Consider the following 19,239-nt stretch of genomic DNA (forward strand, 5'->3'; position numbering starts at 1 on the left):
TACCGTCAGCACCAGCAGCGCGTAAGCCACCAGCAGGTTGCTGGAATAAATGGCGATGGCGAGCGAAAGGCCCGAGATAATCAGCGGCAGGCCGAGGTGCCAGGAGCGCTCGTTGGTGGTGTCGGAGTGACGGCCGTTAAGATACATAAACAAGCAGGCGGCAATAAACGGCACCGCTGAAAGCAGGCTTATCACAATGTTGCTCTGCTCGCTCGCCATGCTCTTGATGATGAGCGGCAGGAAAAGGGTGATACCGATAGAGCCAAACGCTTGCAGGAACCAGACCAGGCTCAACAGCAGCACGGTTTTGTTTTTCAGCGCACTCAGCCAGCTGTGATTTTTGCCCACTTCCACGCCCGCGTTATCGCGCTCCAGCTGCGCCTTCAACCAGCCTTTTTGCTCGCTGGAGAGCCAGGCCGCGTGGTCCGGCGACTGCGGCAAGCGCCACAGCACCAGAATGCCGAGCACGATAGCCGGAATACCTTCAATGGCGAACAGCCAGCGCCAGCCTGCGATATCGGCGATGCCGTGCATGTTCAGGATGGTGCCGGAAATCGGCAGGCCGATAATCGACGCCATCACTGAGCCCATATAAAAGAAAGACATCGCCCGCGCGCGGTTGCTTTTCGGGAACCAGCAAGAGATGTAGTAAATGATGCCCGGCGTAAAGCCTGCTTCCGCCATGCCGAGTAAAAAGCGCATGACATAAAGCTGGGTTGGCGTTTGCACCAGCGACATCCCGGCGCTGACGATGCCCCAGGTAATCATGATGCGCGCGATCCAGACCCGCGCGCCCACTTTGGTCATGATGATGTTGCTGGGAATTTCAAAAATGATGTAGGAGATATAGAACATCCCGACGCCGAGGCCATACATACTGGCGCTCAGGCCGAGGTCGGCGTTCATTTGCAGCGCCGCAATGGAGATATTGGTTTTATCGAGGTTAGCAACGAAGTAGCAGATGATAATAAAGGGAATTATCTTTGCGTTAAGCTGCCGTAAGGTCGTAGTGTACAGATCGGTATTCATAGCAGAACCCTCTCGTCTGGCCGCTCATGGCGGCCGGTTAGTTATAATGTTGAAACGGTTATCGCCGGCGAGACGTTAACGGCTGCGCCGGGCGATAACGCTTTTACTGCGCTCCCTTGCCTGTTTTAACCTTGTCCCTTAACGGGCCTTAGCCCACGCGCTTCACCTCCCCCACCAGCAGGATGTAAGAGAGCGCGCCTACCAGCGCCACCACGGAGATGTAAACCAGCGCCGGGGCGAAGCCGAAGTCTTGCGCCAGATAGCCGATCACCAGCGGTACGGTGATGCCGCCAAGGCCGCCGACAAAGTTGAACACCCCGCCGGTCAGGCCAATCAGGCGCATCGGCGCCAGCGACGAAACCAGCGACCAGGTAATAGAGGCGAAACCGTTGCCGAAGAAAGCCACCGCCATCAGCACCATGATCCACACCGGGTCATTGGTGTAGTTGGCGCCCATAATGCAGGTGGAGATCAAAAGGCCGCAGATAACAGGCGTTTTACGCGCCACGCCGAGCGAGAAGCCTTTCTGCACTAATTTGTCCGCCAGCCACCCGGAGAGCAGCACGCCGAAAAAGGCGGCAAGGAACGGTACGGTAGTCATAAAGCCCGCCTTCAGCGCCGTAATGCCTTTCTCCTGCGTCAGGTAGTTCGGGAACCAGGTAAGGAAGAACCAGAGGGTGGATGTCACGGCAAACTGACCAAGATAAACGCCAATCAGCTTGCGGTGGAAAACCTGCTTCCAGTCGGCGCGGCTCAGCGGCTGGCGCTCGGTTTTCGCCGCTGGCGCGTCGCCATCCACCAGACCGCCACCTTCGCGAATGTAATCCAGCTCCGCCTTGCTGAGGCTTTTGGTCAGGCGCGGCGGCTGGTAAACCTTAAACCAGACCAGCGACCAGATAATGCCCACGCCGCCGGTAATGATGAATACCCAGTGCCAGCTCAGCACTTCCTGGATCCAGATAAGCAGCGGAGTCAGAAACGCCAGGCCGACGAACTGCCCGGAAGTGTAAAACCCCACGGCGGATGCGCGCTCCTGTTCCGGAAACCAGCTTGTCACCATGCGGTTGTTGGTCGGGAACGCGGGCGCTTCAAACACGCCGGTAATGGCGCGCAGGCCAATCAGCGACATTAATCCGGTGGCGAAGCCCTGCAACAGCGTGGCGACAGACCAGCCGAAGATGGCGATGAAATAGGTCAGGCGCGAACCCACGCGGTCTAAAAACCAGCCGCCCGGGATCTGACAGAGGGTATAGAGCCAGGCAAAAGCGGAAAAGACGTAGCCCATTTCCGCTTTGGTGATGCCGAACTCTTCCTGAATATGCGCTGACGCCACCGCCAGGTTGGCGCGGTCGACATAACAAATAACGACCGTAATAAAGATCATCACCAGCGTCAGGTAGCGCCGACGCCCGGTTTTCACGGCGGTTACAGGAATATCCATAGTACTTATTCTCCGGATTTTGGCATGGCGAGGCCCCTCACCATGCCCTGTAAATTACAGAGGGTGATGTAATCGTTTTTTATTTAATAAACTAACGCTAATGCGCTAAATAATTTGTGTTGCAACAAGGCGGCAAGTTAATGACTCCCCGGCAGCATAATAAACTCTGTGACTGGGGCGAATTAACGCAGCCAACGCTGTTACAGCGCAAAGTATGACGCGCAATGCGCTAAATAATTCGTGTTGCAACAAGGCGGCAAGTTAATAAGTCCCCGGCAGCATAATAAATTATGTGACTGGGGCGAATTAACGCAGCCAACGCCGTTGCAGCGCGAAGTATGACGCGCATTACCATTCGGCGACCGAACCATCATCATGCCGCCATAAAGGATTGCGCCAGTCGACCGTATTTCGGCTGCGCTCAATAACTTGCTCTTCGTCGATCTCCACGCCCAGGCCTGGCTTCATTAATGGATGGAAATAGCCGCCTTCCATTTTGAAATCGTCTTTATTTTTCACGAAGTCGAGCAATTCGGCGCCCTGGTTGTAGTGAATGCCCATGCTCTGCTCCTGGAACACCGCGTTGCGCGAGATAAAGTCCACATGCAGACAGGCAGCCAGCGCAATCGGCCCCAGCGGGCAGTGCGGCGCAAGGCCCACGTCATAGGCTTCCGCCATCGCAGCGATTTTATAGCACTCGGTAATACCGCCCGCATGCGACAGATCCGGTTGCAGAATGGCCAGGCCGCCTGCATCCAGCACGCGTTTAAATTCAAAACGCGAGAACATACGCTCGCCTGCCGCAATAGGAATAGAGGTTTGTTCAGCAAGCTTGGGATAATATTCCGCCTGTTCCGCCAGTACCGGCTCTTCAATAAATAACGGACGGTAAGGCTCCAGCTCTTTAATTAATATTTTCGCCATCGGCGCACTGACGCGACCGTGGAAATCCAGGCCAAACTCAATATCCATGCCGAAGGCTTCGCGGATTTGCGCCACGGTATTAACGGCGGCATCCACTTTTCGCGCGTTATCAATCACGCCTAATTCTTCGCAGCCGTTTAATTTGAAGGTATCAAAGCCAATTTTGCGCAGCGTTTCGATACCCGCGATAACCTCCGCAGGACGGTCGCCGCCTACCCAGCTGTACGCTTTAATTTTATCGCGTACCAGGCCGCCCATTAATTGCCAGACCGGGGCGTTTAAGACTTTGCCTTTAATATCCCACAGCGCCTGATCAATACCGGCAATGGCGCTCATCAGGATCGGGCCGCCGCGATAAAAACCGCCGCGGTACATAACCTGCCACAGGTCGTTGATACGCGCCGGATCCTGGCCAATCAGGTACTCGCCCAGCTCATGCACCGCTGCTTCTACCGTGCGGGCGCGGCCTTCAATGACCGGCTCGCCCCAGCCCACCACGCCTTCGTCAGTTTCAATCTTCAGAAACATCCAGCGGGGCGGTAAACGGTATGTCGTTAGTTTGGTGATTTTCATTGCACTGCCTCTCGATACGCCTTAACAAATGCTTTTGCCTGCTCCGCGGTGCGCTCAACGGTTTGCCCCGCGCGGTATAAATCACTGCCTAACCCTGCGCCGACGCAGCCCGCTTTCAGCCACACCGCCAGGTTTTCCGGCGTGACGCCGCCCACGGCGAAGACCGGGACTTCCGGCGGCAGCACCGCTTTTAATGCTTTGATGTAGTCCGGCCCAAAGGCGGCGGAAGGGAAAATTTTCAGCGACTGCGCGCCAGCGTCGATGGCGTTAAACGCCTCTGTCGCCGTGGCGCAACCGGGGCAAACCGTCATGCCGTAACTCACGGCGCGGCGGATCACTTCCGGCTGAATATTGGGCGTGACGAGGAGCTGGCAGCCCATTTCCGCCAGTTCGTCCACCTGTTCCGGCTTCAGTACGGTGCCTGCGCCAATCAGCGCTTTGTCGCCAAAGGCTTTTACCATGGCGGCAATGCTGGTGCGCCAGTCGGGCGAGTTCAGCGGGATTTCCACCGCTTCAAACCCGGCGTCGATAACCGCAGCAACGTGGTCGTGCGCCTCTTCGGGCTTAATGCCGCGTAAGATGGCGATGAGGGGAAGTCTATTCTGCCACTGCATGAGCGATGCTCCTTATGCCTGCCTGGAATGCGGCGTCGCCTTCAAGCGCCTGCGCCTGGTAGCCCAGCGCGTTCAGCGCCTGCTGATAGCGGCTGGCGAGCGCCGGACTGGCGACGATAGTTAAAGGCTGCTGACGATCGGGCTGCCAGAGGCGGGTCATGCTCGCCGCCTCGTTGCCAATCAGCAGCCCCGAGAGAAATTCACTGACGTGTTCGCGGGCTAAATCGCCCAGCACGTGGCCTGCGCGCACTTCGAACAGACGGGCCAGCGGCGCGTCGGTCTCAAGCCCCTGTTCCAGCCCGGCCTGAAACGCGGGGGCATTAAGCGTCTGCTCCGGCAAGCCCATGCCGATAAGCGAGTGCTTAAGTAAAAGATGATGCAGCTCGCCGGTCATGACGGTGCGAAAATCCTGGACCTGCTCGCTGTCTGCCTGTACCCATTTGCAGTGGGTGCCGGGCATGATGTAAAGCGGCGCGGGTTGCAGCGAACGGGCGCCGAGCAGCTGCGTCTCTTCGCCGCGCATTACATTGCGGTTATCTTCACGCTGTACGCAGAGGCCGGGAATGATAAAAACCTGTCTGGCGACGGTGGTGAGCTGCGAGCCAAATTCCGCGAAGCGGGCCGGGCAAGGCAAATAAGGGGCGATTTTCCAGCCTGCGTTGCTGCCGACCATGCCTGCCATCACAACCGGCGTGCTTTCATCGCGCCAGCCTTCAGTTACCTCCGCCAGTACCGCTTCGGGCGTTCTGCCGTTAAGCCGGGTAACGCCCGCTTCTGATTTCCTGCTATCCAGGCAGTTATCGCCCTGATAAAGCCAGGCGCGAAGGTTGGTCGACCCCCAGTCGATAGCGATGTAGCGAGATGTCATGTGATTTCCTTAAGTCTTCGGGTAGAGCTGGCGATCATCGTGAGCGCCGCCTGCTCCGCCGCATCGCCGTCCTGATGCCGAATCGCATCGTACAGCGCCTTATGTTCCTGGAGGGTTTTCGGCATATTGGCCTCGTCGCCCATCCAGGTCCGTTCAAACACCGCACGCTGCAAAGAGCTGATAGCGACGCTCAGCTGCTGCAAAAGCGGGTTATGCACCGAAGCCAGCACCGCTTCGTGATAGCGAATGTCCGCTTCATTGAACGCTTCGCGATTCTGGTTATTGGCGATCATGTCGTTAAGCGCCAGCTCAATTTGCGCCAGATCGCTTGAGGTGGCGCGCTCCGCCGCCCAACGGGCAATGGCCGGCTCGACCAGGTTTCGCACTTCGCTCATCGCCGCGATAAGCCGGGGATCATCGTCATGCTCCAGCACCCATTGCAGAATTTCAGTATCAAGAAAATTCCACTGGTTGCGGGGCGCCACAAACGCGCCGCGATAGCGCTTCATCTCAATCAGCCGTTTCGCCATTAACGAACGGAAAACTTCGCGAATGATATTGCGCGAGGTCTCAAACTCTTCGCACAGTTCCGCCTCCGCTGGCAGTGCCGAACCCGGGGCATACTTTCCGCTAACAATCTGGCGACCCAGCGTGACGATAATGCGGTCGGTTTTCGTGAGGGTCATAGTGATTCCTTAAAACAAAGGGTAATGCCCCTTACTTTACCGTGGTTGCCGCTTTTCGCCTCTCTTTTGCAGTACAAACGTGAAGCAGGCTGAATTGTTGATAGGGTGAATGTAGTACAATAAATAACAGTTGTACTACAATCCAGATCACAAAAAAGACAATCCATTTTACAGAACATATAAAAAAGCCCCGTTTTATTGACGGGGCTTATTTATGAATCGACCAGTAGTGAAATCGCTAACGTAAGCACAGGATTTACTAAGAAAAATTCAGTAAAACGCCCGCATGGTTCTGGTGGTGATGGCGAAAATGAAGGCGGTAGAATAGCGGCGGCGCTTGAGGCTTTTTGCCTCACGGAGTCGGTACATGTTGTGAGGCAGAAAGAAGAAAGCCCCGAAGGCCAATTTTCATTAACCAACGAGGCTCACTCCGATGTCCGACAACATCAGGATAGCCTCTTACCCGCCGCAAGGCAAGGAGAAGAAAGCTATGAAACTGCCGCGAACTGCCGCGATCTGGTGCTTATTAATCGTCTGTATAACGCTATTAATACTCACCTCTTTATTACGAGAATCGCTTTGCGAAATTCGCTATAAAGACGGATTCAGGGAGGTTGCGGCAAGCATGGCTTGCGGCTCCGGTAAGTAGCAATCTGGAGGCGGGGGCATCCCCGCCTTTTCGGAAAGGATGGCGTCAGGCATACCGCAAGCGCTTGTTAAAAAGGCTGTCAGTTTACGCTGGCAGCCTTTTTTATTTCCGCTGCGTTTAATGCAGAACAAATTTCTCAATGGCGTACGCCACACCATCTTCGAGATTGGTTTTGGTGACAAAATTCGCCACTTCCTTCACCGAGCTAATGGCGTTTTCCATCGCCACGCCAACGCCTGCGTATTCCAGCATGGCGATGTCGTTTTCCTGATCGCCAATCGCCATGACCTCTTCGGGCTTAATATTCAGCGCTTCAGCAAGCGACTTCACGCCCGTGCCTTTGGTTACACGCTTATCAAGCATCTCCAGGAAATATGGCGCGCTTTTCAGCACCGTGTACTTCTCTTTTACTTCCTGCGGGATGCGGCTAATGGCTTTATCAAGAATATCCGGCTCGTCGATCATCATCACCTTCAGAAAGGTCATGTTCGGGTCCATTTTCTCCGCTTCGCAGAAGACCAGCGGGATAGTGGCCACAAAAGATTCGTGCACCGTATAACGGCTGATATCGCGGTTAGCGGTGTAGAGGGTGGTCCGGTCAAGCGCATGAAAATGCGAGCCGACTTCGCGGGAAAGTTGCTCAAGGTAACGGTAATCGTCATAGCTCAGCGTGGTTTGCGCCACCGTGCTGCCATCCGCCGCCTTCTGCACCAGCGCGCCGTTGTAGGTGATGCAGTAGTCGCCAGGCTGGTTCATATGCAGTTCGCGCAGATAATTTTCGACCCCGGCGTAAGGGCGTCCGGTCGTCAGAACCACGTTAACGCCGCGCTCGCGGGCGGCGGCAATCGCCTCCTTTACCGCAGGAGAAATAGTGTGATCCGGCAGCAGCAGCGTGCCGTCCATATCGATGGCAATGAGTTTTATGGACATAGCATTCTTTTAAGTGATGGGTTTCGTTTTTCATCCTGGCACGATTCGGCTCACAAAGACAGGGCGTCGCTTCGAATGAAAGAACGGGCTTATGGCAAGCACAGCACAGCGATCGAATGTCCCCATAAAAAAATACCGCCCGGAGGCGGTATTTTTGATGACCGATTCGCTTAGATATCGATATTCGCCGCTTTCAGGGCGTTCTCTTCGATAAAGGCGCGACGCGGCTCGACGGCATCCCCCATCAGCGTGGTGAAAAGCTGGTCGGCGGCAATGGCGTCTTTTACCGTTACGCGCAGCATGCGGCGGCTTTCCGGGTCCATGGTGGTTTCCCACAGCTGGTCCGGGTTCATCTCGCCCAGCCCTTTGTAACGCTGAATAGCCAGGCCGCGGCGGGACTCTTTCACCAGCCAGTCCAGCGCCTGCTCGAAGCTCGCTACCGGCTGACGGCGCTCGCCGCGCTCGATAAACGCATCTTCTTCAATCAGGCCGCGCAGTTTCTCGCCAAGCGTGCACAGACGACGGTATTCTGCGCCGATGACAAACTCGTGGTCGAGAACATAATCGGTATCCACGCCGTGAGTACGCACGCGCACAACCGGCTCGAACATCCCCTGCTCGCTGTTTTCGCGAACATCATATTTCCACACGCTGCCGTGCTGCTCTTTCTCATTCAGCTCGGTGATAAGCGCGGAAACCCAGCGGGTGACTTTCGCTTCGTCAGACAGATCGCCTTCGGCAAGCGTTGGCTGATAAACCAGCTCTTTCAGCAGCGAGCGCGGGTAGCGACGTTCCATACGGTTAATCATCTTCTGCGCGCTGTTGTATTCCGCCACCAGCTTCTCAAGCGCTTCACCGGCAAGCGCAGGGGCACTGGCGTTGGTGTGCAGCGTAGCGCCGTCCAGCGCGATGGAGATCTGGTACTGATCCATCGCTTCATCATCCTTAATGTACTGCTCCTGCTTGCCTTTCTTCACTTTGTAAAGCGGCGGCTGAGCGATGTACACATGGCCGCGCTCAATGATTTCCGGCATCTGACGATAGAAGAAGGTCAACAGCAGCGTACGGATATGCGAGCCGTCGACGTCCGCATCGGTCATGATGATGATGCTGTGATAGCGCAGCTTGTCCGGGTTGTACTCATCGCGGCCGATGCCGCAGCCGAGCGCGGTGATAAGCGTCGCCACTTCCTGAGAAGAGAGCATCTTGTCGAAACGCGCTTTCTCAACGTTCAGGATTTTGCCTTTCAGCGGCAGAATCGCCTGGTTTTTACGGTTACGGCCCTGTTTGGCGGAGCCGCCTGCGGAGTCACCCTCCACCAGGTAGAGTTCAGAAAGCGCCGGGTCGCGCTCCTGGCAGTCCGCCAGTTTGCCCGGCAGGCCAGCGAGATCCAGCGCCCCTTTGCGGCGCGTCATTTCACGCGCTTTACGGGCTGCTTCACGGGCGCGGGCCGCATCGATAATTTTACCGACAACGATTTTCGCGTCGTTCGGGTTTTCCAGCAGGTATTCCGCCAGCAGTTCGTTCATCTGCTGCTCAACCGCCGATTTCACCTCCGAAGAGACCAGCTTGTCTTTGGTCTGTGAGGAGAATTTCGGGTCCGGCACTTTTACGGAAACAACGGCAATCAGGCCTTCACGGGCGTCATCGCCGGTGGCGCTGACCTTCGCTTTCTTGCTGTAGCCTTCTTTATCCATGTAAGCGTTCAGCGTACGGGTCATCGCCGCGCGGAAGCCTGCAAGGTGCGTACCGCCGTCGCGCTGCGGAATATTGTTGGTAAAGCAGTAGATGTTTTCCTGGAAGCCGTCATTCCACTGCAATGCCACTTCCACGCCGATGCCGTCTTTCTCGGTAGAGAAATAGAAGATGTTCGGGTGAATCGGCGTTTTGTTCTTGTTGAGGTACTCAACGAACGCCTTGATGCCGCCTTCGTAGTGGAAGTGATCCTGTTTGCCGTCGCGCTTGTCGAGAAGACGAATAGAAACGCCGGAGTTCAGGAACGACAGCTCGCGCAGACGCTTGGCCAGAATTTCATATTCAAATTCGGTGACGTTGGTGAAGGTTTCAAGGCTTGGCCAGAAACGCACCTGCGTACCGGTTTGTTCGGTTTCGCCGGTAACCGCCAGCGGCGCCTGCGGCACGCCGTGCACGTAAGTTTGCTGGTGCACTTTGCCTTCGCGGCGAATCACCAGCTCCAGTTTCTGCGACAGGGCGTTTACTACCGAAACCCCCACGCCGTGCAGACCGCCGGAAACTTTATAGGAGTTATCGTCGAACTTACCGCCCGCGTGGAGCACAGTCATGATAACTTCCGCCGCCGAAACGCCCTCTTCCGGGTGAATGCCGGTCGGGATGCCGCGACCATCGTCCGATACCGACACCGAGTTATCGGCATGGATTGTCACGACGATATCTTTACAGTGACCCGCGAGCGCTTCGTCGATAGCGTTATCCACCACCTCAAATACCATATGGTGCAGACCGGTGCCGTCATCCGTGTCGCCGATATACATGCCCGGGCGCTTACGCACCGCATCCAGCCCTTTCAGGACTTTGATACTGGAGGAGTCATAAGAATTCGACATCAACGTTTCTCGCTCATTTGTACTTGGGTTAATCCGTTATTTTACCCTGATCGACAGCGAACATCTTCGAATTTTTGTCCGCCATGTCCATTACATGTTCAGCGCTTATCGCGCTGACAAACACCTGGGATTGGGTAGCCTTTAAGCGGCTCGCCAGTAGACCACGGCGGACATCATCGAGTTCAGAGGCAAAATCATCTATCAGATAAAGGCAGTGTCGCCCGCTTTCACGGGTAAGAAACTCCCCTTGCGCCAGACGCAGCGCGCACATCAGCAGCTTTAGCTGTCCTCGCGACAGCGTATCTTCCACCGGCGCGCCGTCGGCGCGGATGCGGAAATCGGCTTTGTGCGGGCCGTGCGCGGTATAGGTCAGCAGCCGGTCGCGCTCAAAGCTGCGCTCCAGCACATCGGCGTAATCGCTCTCTTTTTCCCAGCCGCGCTGGAAAGAGAAGCTTAATTTGAATTCAGGTAAAAATTGCGCGCAGGTATCGGCCATGTCACTGGCGATAGCTTCGCTGTAATCGGCTCGCCACTGGCTTATCTGTTGCGCCAGCGGCACCAGCTCTTTGTCCCAGGGACGAAGTTGTTCATAGCGGGTGACCTGGCGCAGCGCGGCGTTGCGCTGCTTTAGCAGGCGTTTTAAGTTGCTCCAGGCGACAAAAAAACCCGGCTCGTTGTGAAAGCATCCCCAGTCAAGGAATGCTCTTCTGTATTTGGGGCCGCCGCCGAGCAAAGTAAACCCCTCGGGGGTAATTAATTGCATCGGCATCAGGTGCGCCAGCTCCGCCACTTTATGGCCGTCGGTGCCGTCGATGCGCACCTTGCTTTCGCCCAGGCGATCTTTGGTCAAGCCAACGGAAATTTCCCGCTCTTCTCCCTGCAAGCGGCCATGCAGAACAAACGCTTCCCGATCGTGGCGAATAACCCGTCCAATTTGCAGGCTGCGAAAGGCCCGCCCATGACCCAGCGTGTAAATGGCTTCCAGCACGCTGGTTTTGCCGCTGCCGTTGGCGCCAACCAGAAAGTTAAAGCCGGGAGAGAGAGCGAGATCCGCGCTTTCGATGTTGCGAAAATCGCGGATCAACAAGCGTGAAAGCGACATCAGAGTCTCATAGGCATAACGACATAAGCCGCCGAGGAGCTGGCGCTGTCTTCAATCTGTACGCTGGAGACGGAATCGGTCAGCAGAATACGCACACTTTCGCACTTAAGCGCGTTCAGCACGTCGAGCACGTAGCTTACGTTAAAGCCGATTTCCATTTCCGTTCCGCCGTAGGTGACGTCCAGAATCTCTTCCGCTTCTTCCTGTTCAGGGTTATTGGCGGTAATGCGAAGCTGGTTCTCGCTCACGTAAAGGCGCACGCCGCGAAATTTCTCGTTGGAAAGAATGGCGGCGCGGGCAAAAGCCTGCTTGAGCAGATCGCAGCCCGCTTCCAGCGTTTTGTCCGGGTTTTTCGGCAACACGCGGCGGTAATCCGGGAAGCGGCCATCCACCAGCTTGGAGGTAAAGATAAAATCGTTTACATGGGCGCGAATATTATTGCTGCCAATTTGTACGCGAAGCGGGTTTTCGCCGCCGTCCAGCATACGCATTAACTCCAGCACCCCTTTACGCGGCACGATCACCGAATGGTTTGGCAATGGCTGACCAATGGGCATCGAACAGACCGCCAGGCGGTGGCCGTCGGTCGCGACCGTGCGCAGCTCTTCGCCTTCGGTTTCAAACAGCATGCCGTTTAAGTAGTAACGCACATCCTGATGAGCCATGGAGAACTGCGTGGCTTCGATAAGCCGCTTCATGGTCGCCTGAGGAAGCGTAAACTCCACTTCGCTCTGCCAGTCGTCCAGATTCGGGAAATCCGCCGCCGGCAGCGTGGAAAGCGAGAAACGGCTGCGCCCGGAGCGCACCAGCATGCGGTCGCCCTCCAGCTGCACGGCAATTTCCGCCCCTTCCGGCAGGCCACGGCAGATATCAAAGAATTTACGCGCCGGCACCGTAGTGGCGCCGGGCTCGTGCGGCTGCGACAACGCTACGCGCGCCACCATTTCCATTTCCAGATCGGTGCCGGTTAATGACAGCGCGCCGTCGGCGACCTGCAACAGCAGGTTGCCGAGAATAGGCAATGTCGGGCGGCCACCGAGCGGGCCGCTAACCTGTTGCAGCGGCTTTAATAAATGTTCACGTTCTACGGTAAATTTCATAGCGTCACGAAGAGAGTGTTCTGATTAAATTGGAAAAATCTTCTTTGATATCGTGGCTTTCCTCACGCAGCTGCTCAATTTTACGGCAGGCGTGCAGCACGGTGGTATGGTCGCGGCCACCGAACGCGTCGCCAATCTCAGGCAAACTGTGGTTGGTCAGCTCTTTGGCGAGCGCCATCGCCATCTGCCGCGGACGCGCAACCGAGCGGGAGCGCCGCTTGGAAAGCAGGTCTGCGACCTTGATTTTGTAATACTCCGCCACCGTCTTCTGAATATTGTCGATGGTGACGAGCTTCTCCTGCAACGCCAGCAAATCGCGCAGCGCTTCACGCACAAAATCGATGGTAATCGCCCGCCCGGTAAAGTTGGCGTTGGCGATAACGCGATTCAGCGCCCCTTCAAGCTCTCGCACGTTGGAGCGCAGGCGTTTTGCGATGAAAAAGGCCACTTCGCCCGGCAGACGAATGTCGTTCTCGTCGGCTTTTTTCATCAGGATCGCCACGCGGGTTTCCAGTTCCGGCGGCTCGATAGCCACCGTCAGGCCCCAGCCGAAACGAGACTTCAGACGGTCTTCCACGCCGTTAATCTCTTTGGGGTAGCGATCTGAAGTCAGGATGATTTGCTGATTGCCTTCCAGCAGCGCGTTAAAGGTATGAAAAAACTCTTCCTGCGAACGCTCTTTGTTGGCGAAGAACTGAATATCATCGATAAGCAGCGCATCTACCGAACGGTAATAGCGTTTGAACTCTTCAATAGCGTTGTTTTGCAGCGCTTTTACCATGTCCTGCACAAAGCGCTCGGAATGCATATACACCACTTTGGCATTAGGCTTACGCGCCATAATGCCGTTGCCCACCGCATGCAGCAGGTGAGTCTTACCGAGGCCCGTACCGCCATAAAGGAAGAGCGGGTTATAAGCGCCGCCGGGGTTATCCGCCACCTGACGCGCCGCCGCGCGCGCCAGCTGGTTCGATTTACCTTCCACGAAGTTATCAAACGTATGCTTTACGTTGACGTTCGAGCGGTAGGAGGGCTCCGCCGGCGCGGGAACGTTATCCCAACTCGGGCGGGCAGGCGGGGCGACCGGCGCGGCGACAGGCGCAGGCTTCACCGCAGCATTTACCGGCGCGGCCGCCTGTGCAGTGACCGGCTTGCTGCCGACTTCAAAACGCAGAAGCGGCGCGTCGGTGCCGCAGAAATCATTAAGCAGTCCGTTGATATTATTAAGGTATTTGTCCCTTACCCAATCGAGCACAAAACGATTTGGCGCATACAAAGCCAGCGTGTTATCGCTCAGTTCCGCCTGTAGGGGGCGTATCCACATGCTGAATTCTGTGGCTGGTAACTCATCCTGCAATCGGGCAAGACACTGCTGCCAAAGCGAAAGTGACACGGCGGACTCCACTCGAACAAAAGTCGATAAAAGACGAAGACTGAAACATTCATGATTGTTGACACATGCGGATCAAACCCCGAAACGGGAAGCATGCGAACCGCTATTTGCGGTTTTAACCCGAGGCAGTCGATCCGGGGATCGCGATCGGGACCGCGGATCATAGCCTAAAGCGAGCCAGAGATCTTCTGTTTCTCACAGATTCTTCATGATTTATCCACAGGGACGCGCCGGGCCGATTAAGTGTAAACGATCCTCTCAACCCTGCGGCGCGATTTAGACGGCATATCGGAAAATTAAATGGCGATCGCGAAAAAAAGCCCTGACCGATCGCATTAAGATCCCGGTGGATCCTTGCGCTTTGCCTCTGAGCCCGTATAATTTCCCACCCGCTGCGGTTCCCGCAGTCAGAGGGCTTAATTTCTGCGCGTTAATTGCTCAAAAAACGGGCGCGACGGCGCGGGAAATAAGGAAAGTGAATTGACTCCGGAGTGTACAATTATTACAATCCGGCCTCTTTAATCATCCTTGACTTCGCCGCCAGACGTTCGGCTGTCCGTTCGCCCTTATGCAAAGTCAGTGAATTTATTCAAGTTTAGGTAGAAATCGCCATGAAACGCACTTTTCAACCGTCTGTACTGAAGCGCAACCGTTCTCACGGCTTCCGTGCTCGTATGGCTACTAAAAATGGTCGTCAGGTTCTGGCACGTCGTCGTGCTAAAGGCCGCGCTCGTCTGACCGTTTCCAAGTAATAAAAGCTAACCCGCTAGTGGTTAAGCTCGCATTTCCCAGGGAGTTACGTTTGTTAACTCCCACTCATTTCACTTTCGTCTTCCAGCAACCACAACGGGCTGGCACGCCGCAAATCACCATTCTCGGCCGCCACAATTCGCTGGGGCATCCCCGCATCGGTCTTACCGTCGCCAAAAAGAATGTTAAACGCGCCCATGAACGCAACCGGATTAAACGTCTGACGCGTGAAAGCTTCCGTTTACTTCAGCATGAACTGCCGTCGATGGATTTTGTGGTAGTGGCGAAACGGGGTGTTGCCGATCTCGATAACCGGGCGCTTTCGGAAGCGTTGGAAAAGTTATGGCGTCGTCATTGTCGCCTGGCTCGCGGCTCCTGATAGCCCTCATTCGGGTCTATCAACGATTTATCAGCCCCTTGCTTGGGCCACATTGTCGTTTTCACCCCACCTGTTCGCAGTATGGAATTGAGGCATTACGCAGGTTTGGGGTGATAAAAGGCAGTTGGTTGACAGTGAAACGCGTATTAAAATGCCACCCTTTACACCCGGGTGGAGACGACCCCGTCCCGCCAGGACCTTTTGATACCAGAGAACACTAACGATGGATTCGCAACGCAATCTTCTTGTCATCGCTTTGTTGTTCGTGTCTTTCATGATCTGGCAAGCCTGGGAGCAGGATAAAAATCCTCAGCCTCAGACGCAGCAGACCACGCAGACTACGACCACCGCAGCGGGTAGCGCCGCAAGCCAGGGCGTACCGGCCAGTGGCCAGGGGAAACTCATTACCGTTAAGACAGACGTCCTCTCTCTTACCATCAACACCCGTGGTGGCGACGTAGAGCAGGCGCTGCTGCTGACCTACCCGAAAGAGCTGGGTTCTAACGAACCGTTCCAGCTGCTGGAAACGACCCCGGAATTTATCTATCAGGCGCAGAGCGGCCTGACTGGCCGTGACGGCCCGGATAACCCGGCGAACGGCGCGCGTCCGCTTTATAACGTCGCCCAGGATACGTTTACCCTGGCGGACGGTCAGAACGAACTGGCTATCCCGATGACGTATACCGATGCCGCAGGCAACACCTTCACCAAAACCTTCGTGCTTAAGCGCGGCGAGTATGCGGTGAACGTGGGCTACAGCGTGCAGAACGCCGGCCAGAAACCGCTGGAAGTGTCTACCTTTGGTCAACTGAAGCAGACCATCAACCTGCCTTCCCATCGCGATACCGGCAGCAACAACTTTGCGTTGCATACCTTCCGCGGCGCGGCTTACTCCACGCCTGACGAGAAGTATGAGAAGTACAAGTTCGATACTATCGCCGACAACGAGAACCTGAACATCAGCTCCAAAGGCGGCTGGGTGGCGATGCTCCAGCAGTACTTCGCTACCGCATGGGTTCCGCGTAACGATGTGAACAATAACTTCTACACCACCAATCTTGGCAACGGCGTTGCGGCTATCGGCTACAAATCACAGCCGGTACTGGTGCAGCCTGGCCAGACGGGTCAACTGACCAGCACCCTGTGGGTCGGCCCGGAAATCCAGGACAAAATGGCTGCCGTCGCGCCGCACCTGGACCTGACCGTAGACTACGGCTGGCTGTGGTTTATCTCTCAGCCGCTGTTCAAACTGCTGAAATGGATCCACAGTTTCCTCGGTAACTGGGGCTTCTCCATCATCGTCATCACCTTTATCGTTCGTGGCATCATGTACCCGCTGACTAAAGCGCAGTACACCTCCATGGCGAAAATGCGTATGTTGCAGCCGAAGATTCAAGCGATGCGTGAGCGTCTTGGCGATGACAAGCAGCGTATGAGCCAGGAGATGATGGCGCTCTACAAAGCAGAGAAAGTAAACCCGCTGGGTGGTTGCTTCCCGCTGCTGATTCAGATGCCTATCTTCCTTGCGCTGTACTACATGCTGATGGGCTCTGTCGAGCTGCGCCACGCGCCGTTCGCGCTCTGGATCCACGACCTGTCCGCGCAGGACCCGTACTACATCCTGCCGATCCTGATGGGCGTAACGATGTTCTTCATCCAGAAGATGTCGCCGACCACCGTGACCGACCCGATGCAGCAGAAGATCATGACCTTTATGCCGGTCATCTTCACGGTCTTCTTCCTGTGGTTCCCGTCCGGTCTGGTGCTGTACTATATCGTCAGCAACCTGGTGACCATCCTTCAGCAGCAGCTGATCTACCGCGGTCTGGAAAAACGCGGTCTGCACAGCCGCGAGAAGAAAAAGTCCTGATTCGGTTAAGGCAAAGCTAAAATGGAAGGCGGTCAGTTGACCGCCTTTTTTATTTTTCAGGACGGGTAAGCGCAACGCTCCCGTCAACAGATTGACAGGAATATCATGAGCCATAGCGATACCATCGTCGCCCAGGCAACCCCACCCGGACGCGGCGGCGTGGGCATTCTGCGCATTTCCGGCAAGCAGGCGCGGGACGTGGCGCAGGCGGTGCTGGGCAAGCTGCCTAAGCCGCGTTACGCCGACTATCTGCCGTTTAAAGACAGCGATAACACCCCGCTCGACCAGGGCATTGCGCTGTGGTTCCCTGGCCCCAACTCGTTTACCGGCGAAGACGTGCTGGAACTACAGGGCCACGGCGGGCCAGTGATTCTGGATCTGCTGCTTAAGCGCATCCTGACGATTCCCGGCGTGCGTATCGCCCGCCCCGGCGAGTTTTCGGAACGCGCGTTCCTCAACGACAAGCTTGACCTGGCCCAGGCCGAAGCGATTGCCGACCTGATTGACGCCAGCTCGGAGCAGGCGGCGCGTTCGGCGCTTAACTCTTTGCAGGGGGCTTTCTCGGCGCGCGTAAACCATCTGGTGGAAGCGCTTACTCACCTGCGCATCTTTGTGGAAGCGGCGATAGACTTCCCGGACGAAGAGATAGATTTTCTCTCGGACGGTAAAATCGAAGCGCAGCTCAACACGGTTATTGGCGATCTCGACGCGGTACGCGCCGAAGCGCGCCAGGGCAGCCTGCTGCGCGAAGGGATGAAAGTGGTTATCGCCGGGCGCCCCAACGCCGGGAAATCAAGCCTGCTGAACGCGCTCGCGGGCCGTGAAGCGGCCATCGTTACCGACATCGCCGGCACGACCCGCGACGTATTGCGCGAGCATATTCATATCGACGGCATGCCCTTGCATATCATCGACACGGCTGGCCTGCGCGAAGCGAGCGACGAAGTAGAACGCATCGGCATTGAGCGCGCCTGGAAAGAGATTGAACAGGCGGACCGCGTGCTGTTTATGGTCGACGGCACCACCACCGACGCCGTAGACCCGGCGCAAATCTGGCCCGACTTTATGGCGCGTCTGCCGCAGAATTTACCCATCACCGTTGTGCGTAATAAAGCGGACGTTACCGGCGAACCGGCGGGCCTGTCAGAAGTAAACGGTCACTCACTGATTCGTCTGTCGGCCCGTTCCGGCGAAGGCGTGGAGGTGCTGCGCGACCACCTGAAAAGCAGCATGGGCTTTGACACCAATATGGAAGGCGGTTTCCTGGCCCGTCGACGTCACTTGCAGGCGCTGGAAGAAGCGGCAAACCACCTGCAACAGGGCAAAGCGCAACTGCTGGGCGCCTGGGCGGGCGAACTGCTGGCGGAAGAGCTGCGCCTGGCGCAGCAAAGCTTAAGCGAGATAACCGGCGAGTTTACCTCCGATGACCTGCTGGGACGGATCTTCTCCAGCTTCTGTATTGGCAAGTAGCGTCAAAAAACAAAAACCCGCAGCGATGCGGGTTTTTTATCTCTGCCGGGTAAAACTTACCGTTTACTGAAAGCAAGCTTCGCGGCGAAGGCCATAAACAGCAGCCCCGTCGAGCGGTCCATCCATTTCACCACGGCAGGTTTGCTGAGCGCGCCGGAAACCGAGCGCGTAGCAAGGATCAGCGTTAACGACCAGAGGGTGCCGATAAGCACATGAATGGTCACCAGCAGGAATGTCCACTCCATCGGCGCATGGCCGGCGGGAATAAACTGCGGCAGGAAAGAGACATAAAACACGCCCATTTTTGGGTTAAGCACGTTGCCGAGCAGACCGCGCATAAACCAGTTGGTGCTCTTTTCACCGCCCGCCGTAGCGGTTGTGAACGTGTCGCGCGGGCGAAAAAGCAACTGCGCGCCCAGCCACATCAGGTAAGCCGCGCCGCACCATTTCAGCAGGTTGTAAGCCACTTCGGAAACAGCAATCAACGCCCCCAGACCAAACGCCACCAGCGCGCCCCAGACAAAGCACCCGGCATCAATGCCGAGCGCGGCGTGAAACGCTTTTTTGCTCCCTTCGGCGGAAGCGGTACGCAGGATAAGCGCGGTATCGAGACCGGGCGTTAACGTTAAGAGCGTGGCGGCAAGGCAGTAGGCGAGCAGGGCGTCGGTAACAGACATATTTTCCTCCCGAAAAGAGAGAAAAAATGACAAATAACGAAGCCATTATCCAGCCCTTTTTCGCCTGCCTACCGAAATCCGGTGCCAGCCATACATTGCCCGCAAAGCCGTATTCCCGCATCCACCACAGCCGCGCGCGTCGTCGCAGGCGAGGCAGCGCCATGGCCCTTGCAGCACAATATCCGGCGCCTGCATGCTG

17 protein-coding genes and 2 pseudogenes are annotated in these 19,239 nt (G+C 56.3%); 7 read left to right on the forward strand and 12 right to left on the reverse strand.

Annotation, left to right across the window (positions count from 1 at the left end; all coding sequences use genetic code 11):
* The 6 genes and pseudogenes from DW56_RS09655 to dgoR all read right to left on the reverse strand — a co-directional run.
* The coding region (locus DW56_RS09655; protein ID WP_035889820.1) for an MFS transporter at positions 1 to 1,029 on the reverse strand (1,029 nt) is incomplete at its 3' end.
* Between the two features lie 148 nt (positions 1,030 to 1,177).
* A pseudogene (locus DW56_RS09660) lies at positions 1,178 to 2,514 on the reverse strand (MFS transporter).
* A 304-nt stretch (positions 2,515 to 2,818) separates the two neighbouring features.
* On the reverse strand, positions 2,819 to 3,967 hold the full coding sequence (gene dgoD / locus DW56_RS09665) for a galactonate dehydratase (protein ID WP_024553179.1): 1,149 nt from the start codon (positions 3,965 to 3,967) through the stop codon (positions 2,819 to 2,821).
* A complete protein-coding gene (locus tag DW56_RS09670) occupies positions 3,964 to 4,581 on the reverse strand; it encodes a 2-dehydro-3-deoxy-6-phosphogalactonate aldolase (RefSeq protein WP_024553178.1) in 618 nt (205 codons plus the stop codon). Before DW56_RS09670 ends, dgoD begins: the two co-directional genes overlap by 4 nt.
* A complete protein-coding gene (locus DW56_RS09675) occupies positions 4,565 to 5,449 on the reverse strand; it encodes a 2-dehydro-3-deoxygalactonokinase (protein ID WP_024553177.1) in 885 nt (294 codons plus the stop codon). The genes DW56_RS09670 and DW56_RS09675 overlap by 17 nt, the downstream gene beginning before the upstream one ends.
* Positions 5,446 to 6,135, reverse strand: a complete 690-nt coding sequence (gene dgoR, locus DW56_RS09680) for a D-galactonate utilization transcriptional regulator DgoR (RefSeq protein WP_024553176.1) — start codon at positions 6,133 to 6,135, stop codon at positions 5,446 to 5,448. Before dgoR ends, DW56_RS09675 begins: the two co-directional genes overlap by 4 nt.
* 372 nt (positions 6,136 to 6,507) lie before the next feature.
* Between dgoR and DW56_RS21610 the strand changes: the two are divergent.
* Positions 6,508 to 6,666 (forward strand): annotated as a pseudogene (locus DW56_RS21610) (DUF5431 family protein); the annotation flags it as partial.
* Positions 6,626 to 6,784, forward strand: a complete 159-nt coding sequence (locus tag DW56_RS22865) for a type I toxin-antitoxin system Hok family toxin (protein WP_049292914.1) — start codon at positions 6,626 to 6,628, stop codon at positions 6,782 to 6,784. The pseudogene DW56_RS21610 and the gene DW56_RS22865, both read left to right, overlap by 41 nt.
* A gap of 117 nt (positions 6,785 to 6,901) precedes the next feature.
* Here the strand turns inward: DW56_RS22865 and yidA are convergent, their stop codons facing one another.
* From yidA to dnaA, 5 genes are all read right to left on the reverse strand, one after another.
* Positions 6,902 to 7,714: a sugar-phosphatase gene (gene yidA, locus DW56_RS09685; protein ID WP_024551391.1), complete on the reverse strand. Its 813-nt coding sequence runs from the start codon at positions 7,712 to 7,714 to the stop codon at positions 6,902 to 6,904.
* Between the two features lie 170 nt (positions 7,715 to 7,884).
* Positions 7,885 to 10,299 carry a DNA topoisomerase (ATP-hydrolyzing) subunit B gene (gene gyrB / locus DW56_RS09690; RefSeq protein ID WP_024551390.1) on the reverse strand — a complete coding sequence of 805 codons (2,415 nt, stop codon included), beginning with the start codon at positions 10,297 to 10,299 and terminating at the stop codon, positions 7,885 to 7,887.
* 28 nt (positions 10,300 to 10,327) lie between these two features.
* A complete protein-coding gene (gene recF / locus DW56_RS09695) occupies positions 10,328 to 11,401 on the reverse strand; it encodes a DNA replication/repair protein RecF (RefSeq protein ID WP_024551389.1) in 1,074 nt (357 codons plus the stop codon).
* Positions 11,401 to 12,501, reverse strand: coding sequence for a DNA polymerase III subunit beta (gene dnaN, locus DW56_RS09700; RefSeq protein ID WP_024551388.1), 1,101 nt, complete (start codon positions 12,499 to 12,501; stop codon positions 11,401 to 11,403). Before dnaN ends, recF begins: the two co-directional genes overlap by 1 nt.
* Positions 12,502 to 12,505: 4 nt before the next feature.
* Positions 12,506 to 13,894 (reverse strand): chromosomal replication initiator protein DnaA, encoded by a 1,389-nt coding sequence (dnaA, locus tag DW56_RS09705; RefSeq protein WP_024551387.1) that lies wholly within the window; start codon positions 13,892 to 13,894, stop codon positions 12,506 to 12,508.
* A gap of 611 nt (positions 13,895 to 14,505) precedes the next feature.
* On the opposite strand from dnaA, the gene rpmH reads away from it, so the two are divergent.
* The 5 genes from rpmH to mnmE all read left to right on the forward strand — a co-directional run bounded on the left by rpmH (position 14,506) and on the right by mnmE (position 18,363).
* Positions 14,506 to 14,646, forward strand: a complete 141-nt coding sequence (rpmH, locus tag DW56_RS21615) for a 50S ribosomal protein L34 (RefSeq protein ID WP_000831330.1) — start codon at positions 14,506 to 14,508, stop codon at positions 14,644 to 14,646.
* 17 nt (positions 14,647 to 14,663) lie between these two features.
* On the forward strand, positions 14,664 to 15,023 hold the full coding sequence (gene rnpA / locus DW56_RS09710; protein WP_035889824.1) for a ribonuclease P protein component: 360 nt from the start codon (positions 14,664 to 14,666) through the stop codon (positions 15,021 to 15,023).
* A complete protein-coding gene (yidD, locus tag DW56_RS21620; RefSeq protein WP_049292869.1) occupies positions 14,987 to 15,244 on the forward strand; it encodes a membrane protein insertion efficiency factor YidD in 258 nt (85 codons plus the stop codon). The genes rnpA and yidD overlap by 37 nt, the downstream gene beginning before the upstream one ends.
* A 2-nt stretch (positions 15,245 to 15,246) precedes the next feature.
* The gene (gene yidC, locus DW56_RS09715) at positions 15,247 to 16,893 is read left to right on the forward strand and encodes a membrane protein insertase YidC (protein ID WP_024551385.1); all 1,647 of its coding nucleotides are present in this window, start codon (positions 15,247 to 15,249) and stop codon (positions 16,891 to 16,893) included.
* Between the two features lie 105 nt (positions 16,894 to 16,998).
* On the forward strand, positions 16,999 to 18,363 hold the full coding sequence (gene mnmE / locus DW56_RS09720) for a tRNA uridine-5-carboxymethylaminomethyl(34) synthesis GTPase MnmE (protein ID WP_024551384.1): 1,365 nt from the start codon (positions 16,999 to 17,001) through the stop codon (positions 18,361 to 18,363).
* A 56-nt stretch (positions 18,364 to 18,419) separates the two neighbouring features.
* Here the strand turns inward: mnmE and DW56_RS09725 are convergent, their stop codons facing one another.
* Positions 18,420 to 19,040 carry a LysE family translocator gene (locus DW56_RS09725; RefSeq protein WP_024551383.1) on the reverse strand — a complete coding sequence of 207 codons (621 nt, stop codon included), beginning with the start codon at positions 19,038 to 19,040 and terminating at the stop codon, positions 18,420 to 18,422.
* Positions 19,041 to 19,239: the final 199 nt, after the last annotated feature.

Origin of the sequence: Franconibacter helveticus LMG 23732 (assembly GCF_000463115.2) — a bacterium.
Classification (GTDB): Bacteria; Pseudomonadota; Gammaproteobacteria; order Enterobacterales; family Enterobacteriaceae; genus Franconibacter; species Franconibacter helveticus.

Coding starts and splice junctions, on each gene's coding strand:
- dgoD (WP_024553179.1), bottom strand. CDS start 3,967: ATGAAAATCACCAAACTAACGACATACCGTTTACCGCCCCGCTGGATG.
- DW56_RS09670 (WP_024553178.1), bottom strand. CDS start 4,581: ATGCAGTGGCAGAATAGACTTCCCCTCATCGCCATCTTACGCGGCATT.
- DW56_RS09675 (WP_024553177.1), bottom strand. CDS start 5,449: ATGACATCTCGCTACATCGCTATCGACTGGGGGTCGACCAACCTTCGC.
- dgoR (WP_024553176.1), bottom strand. CDS start 6,135: ATGACCCTCACGAAAACCGACCGCATTATCGTCACGCTGGGTCGCCAG.
- DW56_RS22865 (WP_049292914.1), top strand. CDS start 6,626: ATGAAACTGCCGCGAACTGCCGCGATCTGGTGCTTATTAATCGTCTGT.
- yidA (WP_024551391.1), bottom strand. CDS start 7,714: ATGTCCATAAAACTCATTGCCATCGATATGGACGGCACGCTGCTGCTG.
- gyrB (WP_024551390.1), bottom strand. CDS start 10,299: ATGTCGAATTCTTATGACTCCTCCAGTATCAAAGTCCTGAAAGGGCTG.
- recF (WP_024551389.1), bottom strand. CDS start 11,401: ATGTCGCTTTCACGCTTGTTGATCCGCGATTTTCGCAACATCGAAAGC.
- dnaN (WP_024551388.1), bottom strand. CDS start 12,501: ATGAAATTTACCGTAGAACGTGAACATTTATTAAAGCCGCTGCAACAG.
- rpmH (WP_000831330.1), top strand. CDS start 14,506: ATGAAACGCACTTTTCAACCGTCTGTACTGAAGCGCAACCGTTCTCAC.
- yidD (WP_049292869.1), top strand. CDS start 14,987: ATGGCGTCGTCATTGTCGCCTGGCTCGCGGCTCCTGATAGCCCTCATT.
- yidC (WP_024551385.1), top strand. CDS start 15,247: ATGGATTCGCAACGCAATCTTCTTGTCATCGCTTTGTTGTTCGTGTCT.
- mnmE (WP_024551384.1), top strand. CDS start 16,999: ATGAGCCATAGCGATACCATCGTCGCCCAGGCAACCCCACCCGGACGC.
- DW56_RS09725 (WP_024551383.1), bottom strand. CDS start 19,040: ATGTCTGTTACCGACGCCCTGCTCGCCTACTGCCTTGCCGCCACGCTC.